A 9,267-nucleotide genomic window follows, 5' to 3' on the forward strand; every position below is an offset into this window, starting at 1 on the left:
GGGCCGTCGCGTCGGGCGCTGTTCCGGCTATTCCAGCGGTGGGTCCTGCGGGTCGCGGTACATGGGACCGCGGCCCGAGAGGACCTCTCCGTAGGCCTGCATCAGGTCCGGCAGCCGCAGCGTGGCGAGGTCCTCGCGGGTCGGCGCGCCGGTCCAGCCGGACAGCCGCAGATCCCGGTAGGCGCAGCTCTTCTCGTACAGCGTTCTGAGGAACCGCCCGTTGCCCAGCTCGTCGATCCAGCCCTGGTCCACGACGTGCCCGCTGATGGAGCGCAGCTCCTCCACGGCCTCCTCGTCCCACAGGTCGCCGTTCTCGGCGGCCAGGACCTCGCCGATCCGGGTGAGCTCCAGCGGGCGGTAGCTGGGGAAGTCGACGCGCGTGGTGAAGCGTGAGCCGAGGCCGGGGTTCGCGGCCAGCAGCCGGTCCATGCCCTCGGGGTAGCCGGCCAGGATCACCACGAGGCGGTCGCGGTTGTCCTCGGCGCGCTTGAGCAGCACCTGCAGCGCCTCGTCGCCGTACGCGTCGCCCTTGCTGTAGCCGGAGTTGGACAGGGAGTACGCCTCGTCCACGAACAGCACCCCGCCGAGCGCCGAGTCGATCAGCTCATTGGCCTTCACTGCGGTCTGGCCCAGGTACTCGCCGACCAGGTCGGCGCGCCCGGCCTCCACCAGATGGTCGCCGCCCAGCAGTCCGAGCGCGTAGAAGACCCGGCCGAGGATCCGGGCGACCGTGGTCTTGCCGGTGCCTGAGGGGCCGGAGAAGACGAAGTGCCGCTTGGGCGGCTGGACCGGGAGGCCCTGCCCGGCGCGCAGCCGGGCCATGTGGAGCTGTGCCGACAGCGCCCGCACCTGCCGCTTGACGGGCTCCAGGCCGACCATGCGCTCCAGCTCCTGCAGCGCGTTCTCCAGCAGGACCGGGTCGGAGGGGCCGGGCTGCGGGGGCACGCCGGCTCGCTCGCGCGGGCCGTCGGCGGTCACCACGGGGGTGCTCACCAGCGGGGGGCCCTCCGGCTCCGGGCCGGTGGTGCGCAGCTCGCGGCCGTCCGGCGGGTCGGCCGTGACCAGCGGGTCGGGGTCGATGGCGGCGGCGTCGCGGCCCTCGGCGGCGTCCTGGCTGCCGAGTCCGGCCAGCGATACGGCGGCCAGGTCGGCGGTCTCGTCCAGGCCGTCGCCCTCGGCTATGGCCGCGAGCCGGGCCGAGGTGTCCATGAAGGTCGGGTCGATGCGGTGCACCGCCCGGTAGAGGGGCAGCGCCGCGGCGCTGCGGCCGGTGCCCTCGTGGGCGCGGGCCAGCCAGTAGCGCAGCTCCTTGCGCTGCGGCTGCTCGCTGCGGCAGCGCATCAGGGCGGCGGCGAGCAGCGGTTCGGCCTGGCTGAACATCTCGAGGCGGACCCGGGACATGCCGCCGAACAGCCCCGCCTCGATGCCCAGTAACGGGTCGTCCAGCAGCGGCTCGGTGTGCCGCACCAGCTGCTCCCAGTCCTTGACCAGATAGGCCCGGCAGGCGTGCAGAAAGCGCGCCTGCGGATCGGCCTCCACGGGCGGGCAGCCCGCCAGGGCCCGGTCCAGCTCGGGCACGTGGCGGCCGTCGAGCCAGTGGGAGGCGTGCGCGAGCAGCAGGTCCCGGCTGGTCTCCAGCACCGGCTGAACCCACCAGCCCAGCCAGTACCAGGAGTTCAGGGTGCGGTGGTGGCGGGCGCGCTGCTCGCCGAAGCGGTCGCGGTGCCGGTACATCCGCAGCAGCGCGGTCGTGGTGTCGGCGCGCAGCGCGTGCAGGCCGAGCCAGGCGTCGGCCATTCCGGGGTCGTGCCGCACCGCGGCCCGGAACTCGTCCTCGGCCTGTGCGTACCCGCCCATGGTGTAGGCGTCGACGGCGCGCAGCCAGGCGAGATCGGCTGGGGCGTGCGAACCCTGCGTGCCGAAATCCATCACGTCCCCCACAAACCCTGCCCCCGTGGTTGCCGCAGGGGCGGCTGCCCCGTTTCGCATCGTACCTGCGCAGGCCGCACGGGCCGAGGGTGCCGCACGGCTGTTCGTGTCCAACTTGCCTGGCCGGGCGGCGTGCGCGGGGGCGCGCACGGGGCGCGAAAGGCCGGAAGACGCTGGTCACCGAGGGTGAGGGGGGTGCGGAGCAAAAGCGGCGAAAGGGACCTCCGGGAGACCCTCGAAGGGTCTCCCGGACAGGACGAAGCCCCCGATCACGGGGGAACAACCGGGGGCTTCGCGATATGGGGCGACTCGTACGAGTCGCACATTGAGAACGTAAGACCTGTATGGGCCCCCGGTCAAGCCGAGTTGGGGCGCGCGTCGCGGGCCGTGAGGCCGATCGGGTGCAGCCCGACCGCGCATGGTTACGCAGCGTGAGGCCGAGGGGAGGGTCAGGCCGCCACGGCGGGCCCCGCCAGCAACTCGTACCCCTCTTTTCGCTGCACCACCAGAGTTTCGGCATACGGGCGCGAGGGGTCCCCGGCGAAATGCGCGCGCTCGGCGAGAAGCCAGCCGTCCCAGAATGTGGACATCTCCGGCCCGTCCCGCAGCTGTCCCCGCCGCCAGGACTCCGCGTCGGGCAGCTCCATCCACAGCAGATGCGCGAGATACGGGCGCAGGGCGCGGCGGCCGCTGCCCACGCCCTCGACGAGCACCACAGGAGCCGGGTCGAGCCGCCGCCGGCCGGCCGCGAAGCGGCGCTCCACCCAGTCGTACGGCGCGTACCGGGCGGCGGCGCCGCGGGCGAAGGGGATGAGGACCTGCTCGCGCAGCCGCCCGGTCCAGGCGAACAGCTCCTCGTGGGTGGCGAGGTCGTCGGTGTGCAGCACAGGGGCGCCGCCGAGCGCCGCCGCCAGCCGCCCGGCGAACGTGGTCTTGCCGGACCCTGCGTGCCCGTCCACCGCGACCAGCCGGACCGGCCCGCACGAGGGCGGCAGGGCGTGCAGCCGCCCGGCCAGCGCGCCGAGTGCGCCCGGGGCGGCGGGCAGGGCGGGCGGGGTGGTGGTGGGGCGGGACGGGTCCATCGCCGACCACCTTAGACCGTTCGACCGCAGGGCCCACGGCGTCGCGCACCCCATCGCCGGACGGTCTTTCTCCGCTCTGTTTCACTCCAATGGTCCACACCAATATTGATGAGGTGGCGCGCCGGGAATCACTGGCCTGAAACCATTCGCAGCGGCCATAGTTGTGCGACTGTCGCGCATCCGCGGCCCACCCGGACGACGACTGGGGGAACCCCGTATGACCAGATCCGGAGACGGATTCACACCTCGCCGCACCGTGCTCGCCGCCGCCCTCGCCGCCACCGGGGCGGCCGCGCTGGCCTCGTCAGCTGCGGCGCCCGCCGCCGCGGCCGCCGCGCCGGCGCGCCCGGCGGCCCGGCCCGCCCGCAGAGCCGCCGCCCCGGCCATCGGCTACCACGGCTGGACCAGCCTCGCCGACTGGCGGTCCGGAGCAGGCAACGGCGTCCGCGTCGAGGCCGGAGCCCGCCCCGGCGTGGTCATCTCCCGCCCCGCGGGCACCGCCGACTACACCGATCCGCACACCGGCACCACCGCCGCCTGGGAGTACGCGACCTGGACCTCCCCGGCACACACCCTGCCCCACCCGGTCACCGAGGCGATCGTCTCCTGGAACGCCCGCACCCCGGCCGGCACCTGGATCCAGGCCGAGCTGAAGGGCACCTATACCGACGGCACCGACACCCCCTGGTACGTGATGGGCCGCTGGGCGTCCGGGGACGGCACCGACTCCATCCGGCGGACCTCGGTCGACGACCAGAGCGACGGCAAGAGCGCGGTGTGGACCGACACCTTCGCCGTCGACGACCCGGCGAGCGGGCTGCGGCTCGCCTCGTACCGGGTGCGGCTCACCCTCTACCGCAGGCCCGGCAGCGGCCTGACGCCCACGGTCTGGCGCGTCGGCGCCATGGGCTCGGACGTCCCCGACCGCTTCGAGGTGCCCGCCTCCACCCCGGGCCTGGCCGGCGGCCGGGAGCTGGCCGTGCCGCGTTACTCGCAGGAGATCCACAAGGGCCAGTACCCGGAGTACGACAACGGCGGCGAGGCGTGGTGCAGCCCCACCTCGTCCCAGATGATCGTCGAGTACTGGGGCCGCAAGCCCTCCGCCGAGGACCTGGCCTGGGTCAACCCCGACTACGCCGACCCGCAGGTCTGTCACGCCGCCCGGCACACCTTCGACTACCAGTACGAGGGCTGCGGCAACTGGCCGTTCAACGCCGCCTACGCCGCCACGTACCGCGATATGCAGGGCGTGGTCACCCGGCTCGGCTCGCTGAACGACGCCGAGAAGCTGATCGCCGCAGGCATTCCGGTGATCACCTCCCAGTCCTTCCTCAAGGAGGAGCTGACCGGGGCCGGTTACGGCACCGCGGGCCATCTGATGACCGTGATCGGCTTCACCGCCGACGGCGACGTCATCGCGAACGACCCGGCGTCGGCCGACAACGCGGCGGTCCGCCACGTCTACAAGCGGCGCGAGTTCGAGAACATCTGGTTGAGGACCAAGCGCTACAACGCCCAGGGCAAGGTGGCCTCCGGTACCGGCGGCGTGTGCTACCTGTACTTCCCAGCCAGGCCGACCGCGAGCCAGCGCCGGGCCCTGCTGGAGCTGGGCATCCGCTGAGCCCACCGGCGGCGCCCGGCCCCCGGCCCTTCGGCCCCGGGCGCCGCCTTCACCCCTTCGGCCCTTCGACCTTTCCTGACCTGCCCTTCCCCGCCCCGGCCATGATCCGAGGTGCGGGCGGCCCTCCGGCTGCCCATCCTGGACAGGGAGGACACCTCAGCCGCCTCGTCAACCATGCTCCGCCCGGCCCGCCGGTCGAGCCGGACGGTGGACACAAGACATCCGCGGATCACGGAGAGGACGGAGGTGATGGGCGATGAGCATGCCCGTCCGACGAACACGAAACGAGGGCGCGACGGAGCGCCAGCGCGGCTGGGCACGCAGTCCGCTGGCCGAATTCGACGACCTGCTCAACCAGATGGGCGGTCTGCTCGAATCCACGGTCGGCGGTGTGGTGCCGGGCGTCGGCCTGGTGGCCTGGACGCCGTCCGCCGACGTGTCCGAGACCGACGAGGCGTACCACGTCCAGATCGAGCTCCCGGGCGTCAGCCGCAGGGAGGTCGATGTCGAGGTGAGCGGGCAGGAACTGGGCGTTTCGGGGGAGATCAAGGAACGCGAACGCACGGGCGTCCTGCGCCGCAGTACTCGCCGTACCGGCCGCTTCGACTACCGGGTGCGGCTGCCGAGCGAAGTGAACACCGAAGGCGTCAAGGCGACCATGTCCGACGGCGTGTTGTCGATCAATGTCCCCAAGGCGGAGACCACCAAACCCCGCCACATCGAAATCACCGAGGCCGGCGAGAGCGGGGGCCGCTGAGCCCGCCGAAGGATGCTCTGTCCCGCGGCGGTGTCGCGCCCTTCGGGTGTGTTCCGCCGCGGTCGGCGGAAGGACACAGAAGGACGCGGAAGGACAACAAGATGGTTGCGACAGGCTTTTCCTCGTTCGACACCATGGTCGACAAGGCCAACCGGCTTCTGAAAGAGATCGAAGAGGCGTACGGCTGGCCCAAGGAGCGCCGCAAGCAGTCGTACGCGGCCCTGCGCGCGGTGCTGCACCATCTGCGGGACCGGCTCCCGGTCGACGAAGCCGTGCAGTTCGGCGCGCAGCTCCCGACCTTGTTGCGCGGTGTCTACTACGACGGGTGGCGGCCCGCGCACACACCGGTGAAGATGAACAGCGAGGAATTCTTCAGGCGGGTCCGCGCGGACTTCCCGTACGCGATCGAGGGTGACACCGAGCAATTTGGTTCGCACCGTTCTGCAGACCCTTGAGCGTCATGTCAGTGAAGGCGAGTGGAATGATCTGAAGGCGCGGATGCCGTCGTCGCTGGCCCATGTCCTGCCTTAGCGTGTAAGCGTCCGAGTATCTGTCCGGCTTCTCCCGGCTTTTCCGTTCCTGGCGCCGAAAACGACCAAGAAGCGGACTAGTGATTTCCACTTCACGCTCCACAACGGACGGCCGATCAGTAATCTCGGCTCAGCAGCGGGTTGCCCTGCCGCTATTCGTCATGCTCCACTTCCCCGAGGACGCGGACGACCCTGAGGGCGGCCCCGGAAGCCGGAAGAGGGCGAGGAAGTGCAGGACGTGTACTGGCGGCCGAAGGGCGACGACGGCGCAGGCGAGGACGCGGCGGCTCATGACGGCCTCGCCGCGGTGGGGCCCGCGCTATGACCTCCGGGCCGGGTGGCGGGCGGAGACCGAGGGAGAGCACGGTGGAGAGCGCGGCGGCCGCGGACGCCCGGGTCAGGCGGTTCGCCGAGGTCTGGAGCCGCGCCGTCCATCCGGTGACGGCGACGACGCTGACCCGTGCCGAGTTCGAGGCGTGCCTGGTGCCGCTGGCCCGGCGGCTGAGCGCGGCCCTCGGCTCCGAGCCCTTCGACACCGGCCCGGCGTACGAGGTCGGGGCCGCGCTGGTGGGCGCGCAGTGCACCGAACCCGAGGCGCTGCCGGCGATCCTGGGCGCGATCGACAGCCATCTGGTGGAGCACTGCCCGCCCGGCGAGCCGACGGCAGAGCCGATGACCGGGCCGATGGCCCAGGACGAGGCGCGGGCCCGCTGCACCCGGCTGCAGCACGCCCTCGCCGCAGGCTTCGTCCGCGAGCTGAGGAAGCGCGAGCGCGACCAGCACGAGGCCATCGCGCGCGCCGCGGAGGCCGCCCGCACCGAGGCCGAAAGGGCGCTGCACGCCAGTGAGGCCAGGTTCCAGGCGGTGTTCGAGGGCGCGGTCGTCGGCGTCGGGATCTGCGGCCTCGACGGTGAGATCCTGGTCGTCAACGACGCCATGGCCCGGATGTTCGGCGGCATGGACTTCTTCCGCCCCGGCCGCAACGTCAACGAGTTCGTCCACCCCGACGACGCGCCCGGAGTCCACGAGACCTACCGCGAGCTGGTGACCGGTCGGCGCGACCACTTCCGCGTCGAGAAGCCCCACTACCGCGACGACGGCAGCGTGCTGTGGACCAATCTCACGGTCACCCTGCTCCGCGACTCCACCGGCGCCCCGCAGTACCAGCTCACCCTCGCCGAGGACATCACCGAGCACCGGCTGCTGCGCGAGCGGCTGCGCTACGAGGCCACCCACGACGAGCTGACCGGGCTGCCCAACCGCACCCTGTTCCTGGAGCGCCTGGACAAGGTGCTGGCCGGCGAGGCCGACGACGAGCGCTTCGGCGTGTGCTACCTGGACCTGGACGGCTTCAAGTCGGTCAACGACAGCCTCGGGCACATCGCGGGCGACCGGCTGATCAAGGCCGTCGCCGAGCGTCTGCAGGACTGCGCGGCCTCCCCCGACGAACTGATCGCGCGCGTGGGCGGCGACGAGTTCCTGGCCCTGGTCACCGGCCCCACGGCTCAGCAGGACTCCACCGCGCTCGCCGGCCGGATGCTCGCCGCCCTGGAGGCGCCCGTCCGCGTCGACGGCCGCGAGCTGCTCGTCCGCGCGAGCATCGGCGTCGTGGACGGCTTGGCCGGTGAGCTCAGCCGGGCCGAGGTGCTGCGCAGCGCGGACATCACGATGTACCGGGCCAAGGCGGCCGGCGGCAACCGCTACGAGCTCGCCGACGCCGACTCCAACGCCCGCGTCATCGCGCGCCACAGCCTGACCAACGGCCTGCCCGCCGCCCTGGAGCGAGGCGAGTTCTTCATCGAGTACCAGCCCCTGGTGCGGCTGGCCGACGGCACCGTACGCGGCGCCGAGGCGCTCGTACGCTGGCTCCACCCCAAACACGGCGTCCTCGGCCCCGACCAGTTCATCCCGCTCGCCGAGGACACCGGGCTGATCGTGCCGCTCGGCCGCTGGGTGCTGGAACAGGCCGCCCGGCAGGCCCGCGACTGGCGGGACGACGCGTCGGAAGACGGCGGCCAGCTGCGGGTCAACGTCAACCTCTCGCCCTGCCAGCTGAGCCACCCCAGCCTGGTCTCCGACACCGTGGCCGTCCTGGAGGACGTGGGGCTGTGCCCGAGCGCGCTGTGTCTGGAAGTGACGGAGAACGACCTGATCGGCGTGGACGAGGACGCGCTGCGCCCGCTGCGCCAACTCGCCGACCTGGGTGTGGACATCGCCCTGGACGACTTCGGCACCGGCTACTCCAACCTCTCGTATCTGCGCCGGCTGCCGGTCTCCACGCTCAAGCTCGACCGTTCCTTCACCCGCGGCATGCAGCGGGCCCCGATCGACCCGGTCGACGTCAAGATCGTGGAGGGGATCGTCTCGCTCGCCCATACGCTCGACCTGGCGGTGACGGTGGAGGGCGTGGAGACGGCGGTGCAGGCCGAGTGTCTGCGGGGCCTGGGCTGCGACACCGCCCAAGGCTGGTACTACGCCCGCCCCGGCCCGCCCGAGCGCCTCCACACCCTCGCCCTCGCCGACGCGAGCTGACGCCCGCGGCCGACTTCGAGCCCGCCGCGGGCGCGTCCCGCGTCAGCCCGGCGTCAGTCCGGCGCGTCCAGCAGCCGGGAGCGGATCAGGAACCGGACGCCCTCCGGGGCCTCCAGAGAGAAGCCGCTGCCGCGGCCCGGCACCACGTCCACCGTCAGATGCGTATGCCGCCACCGCTCGAACTGCTCGGCCGACATCCAGAACCCGACCGGCTCCGCGACGCCCTCCACCGTCAGCGACCCGAGCAGCACGTCCGCCGCCCCGGTCCGGAACTCGCCCAGCGGATAGCACATGGGCGCGCTGCCGTCGCAGCAGCCGCCCGACTGATGGAACATCAGCGGGCCGTGCGCCTCGCTCAGCCGCCGGAGCAACTCCGCCGCGGCCGGGGTCAGCGCGACCCGGGACACCTCGGTCATCGGAAGAACCCGCGCTTCTTGAGGGAGCGGATGGCCAAGCTATCGCCTGCTGCCGAAAATCTCCACGCCGATCTCGCCGATGTGCAGACCGGGGTCGGCTGCCAGCGCTTCCAGTACCTGTACGAATCCAGTGGCCAAGGCTTGCGCCGTGCTGAGGTCGAACAGGTCCGTGTTGTATTCGACGAACCCGTCCAACCCCTGCGGCTCGCCGTGCGGATCGTGCCGTTCGGCAAAAATGACGGACAGGTCGAAGTGCGCGACTCCCACCTGGACCGGCTCGGTGCGGGCCCGTACACCGGCGAGGGTGAATTCCCGGTCGGGTGCGTTGTCCAAGGTCAGCATGGTCTGGAACAGCGGATGCCGGGCCGGCGAGCGGGTGGGGTTGAGGGCCTCGACGAGT

8 protein-coding genes are annotated in these 9,267 nt (G+C 72.0%); 4 read left to right on the plus strand and 4 right to left on the minus strand.

Annotated features, from left to right (window positions below; genetic code table 11):
- Positions 1-27 precede the first annotated feature (27 nt).
- Positions 28-1,929, minus strand: coding sequence for an AAA family ATPase (locus PV419_RS24245; protein WP_319692145.1), 1,902 nt, complete (start codon positions 1,927-1,929; stop codon positions 28-30).
- A 449-nt stretch (positions 1,930-2,378) separates the two neighbouring features.
- Complete coding sequence (locus PV419_RS24250; RefSeq protein ID WP_319692147.1) at positions 2,379-3,011, minus strand: hypothetical protein; 633 nt, start codon at positions 3,009-3,011, stop codon at positions 2,379-2,381.
- Between the two features lie 217 nt (positions 3,012-3,228).
- On the opposite strand from PV419_RS24250, the gene PV419_RS24255 reads away from it, so the two are divergent.
- From PV419_RS24255 to PV419_RS24270, 4 genes are all read left to right on the plus strand, one after another.
- Positions 3,229-4,632 carry a peptidase C39 family protein gene (locus PV419_RS24255; RefSeq protein ID WP_319692148.1) on the plus strand — a complete coding sequence of 468 codons (1,404 nt, stop codon included), beginning with the start codon at positions 3,229-3,231 and terminating at the stop codon, positions 4,630-4,632.
- 256 nt (positions 4,633-4,888) lie between these two features.
- A complete protein-coding gene (locus PV419_RS24260) occupies positions 4,889-5,389 on the plus strand; it encodes an Hsp20/alpha crystallin family protein (protein ID WP_319692150.1) in 501 nt (166 codons plus the stop codon).
- A 101-nt stretch (positions 5,390-5,490) separates the two neighbouring features.
- A complete protein-coding gene (locus PV419_RS24265) occupies positions 5,491-5,844 on the plus strand; it encodes a DUF2267 domain-containing protein (protein ID WP_319692152.1) in 354 nt (117 codons plus the stop codon).
- A 396-nt stretch (positions 5,845-6,240) separates the two neighbouring features.
- Positions 6,241-8,451: a putative bifunctional diguanylate cyclase/phosphodiesterase gene (locus PV419_RS24270; protein WP_319692153.1), complete on the plus strand. Its 2,211-nt coding sequence runs from the start codon at positions 6,241-6,243 to the stop codon at positions 8,449-8,451.
- A 53-nt stretch (positions 8,452-8,504) separates the two neighbouring features.
- Here PV419_RS24270 and PV419_RS24275 read toward each other — a convergent pair whose 3' ends face one another.
- Positions 8,505-8,867: a DUF779 domain-containing protein gene (locus PV419_RS24275; protein ID WP_319692155.1), complete on the minus strand. Its 363-nt coding sequence runs from the start codon at positions 8,865-8,867 to the stop codon at positions 8,505-8,507.
- 39 nt (positions 8,868-8,906) lie between these two features.
- Positions 8,907-9,267: condensation domain-containing protein (locus tag PV419_RS24280; RefSeq protein ID WP_319692157.1), on the minus strand; the 361-nt coding region annotated here is incomplete at its 5' end.

The sequence above is a fragment of the Streptomyces sp. ME19-01-6 genome, from assembly GCF_033793745.1.
GTDB lineage: Bacteria > Actinomycetota > Actinomycetes > Streptomycetales > Streptomycetaceae > Streptomyces.

What these genes read in the sequence shown, in the direction of transcription:
- PV419_RS24260 (WP_319692150.1), top strand. Translation starts at nt 4,889, where the DNA reads ATGAGCATGCCCGTCCGACGAACACGAAACGAGGGCGCGACGGAGCGC.
- PV419_RS24250 (WP_319692147.1), bottom strand. Translation starts at nt 3,011, where the DNA reads ATGGACCCGTCCCGCCCCACCACCACCCCGCCCGCCCTGCCCGCCGCC.
- PV419_RS24275 (WP_319692155.1), bottom strand. Translation starts at nt 8,867, where the DNA reads ATGACCGAGGTGTCCCGGGTCGCGCTGACCCCGGCCGCGGCGGAGTTG.
- PV419_RS24245 (WP_319692145.1), bottom strand. Translation starts at nt 1,929, where the DNA reads ATGGATTTCGGCACGCAGGGTTCGCACGCCCCAGCCGATCTCGCCTGG.
- PV419_RS24255 (WP_319692148.1), top strand. Translation starts at nt 3,229, where the DNA reads ATGACCAGATCCGGAGACGGATTCACACCTCGCCGCACCGTGCTCGCC.
- PV419_RS24270 (WP_319692153.1), top strand. Translation starts at nt 6,241, where the DNA reads ATGACCTCCGGGCCGGGTGGCGGGCGGAGACCGAGGGAGAGCACGGTG.
- PV419_RS24265 (WP_319692152.1), top strand. Translation starts at nt 5,491, where the DNA reads ATGGTTGCGACAGGCTTTTCCTCGTTCGACACCATGGTCGACAAGGCC.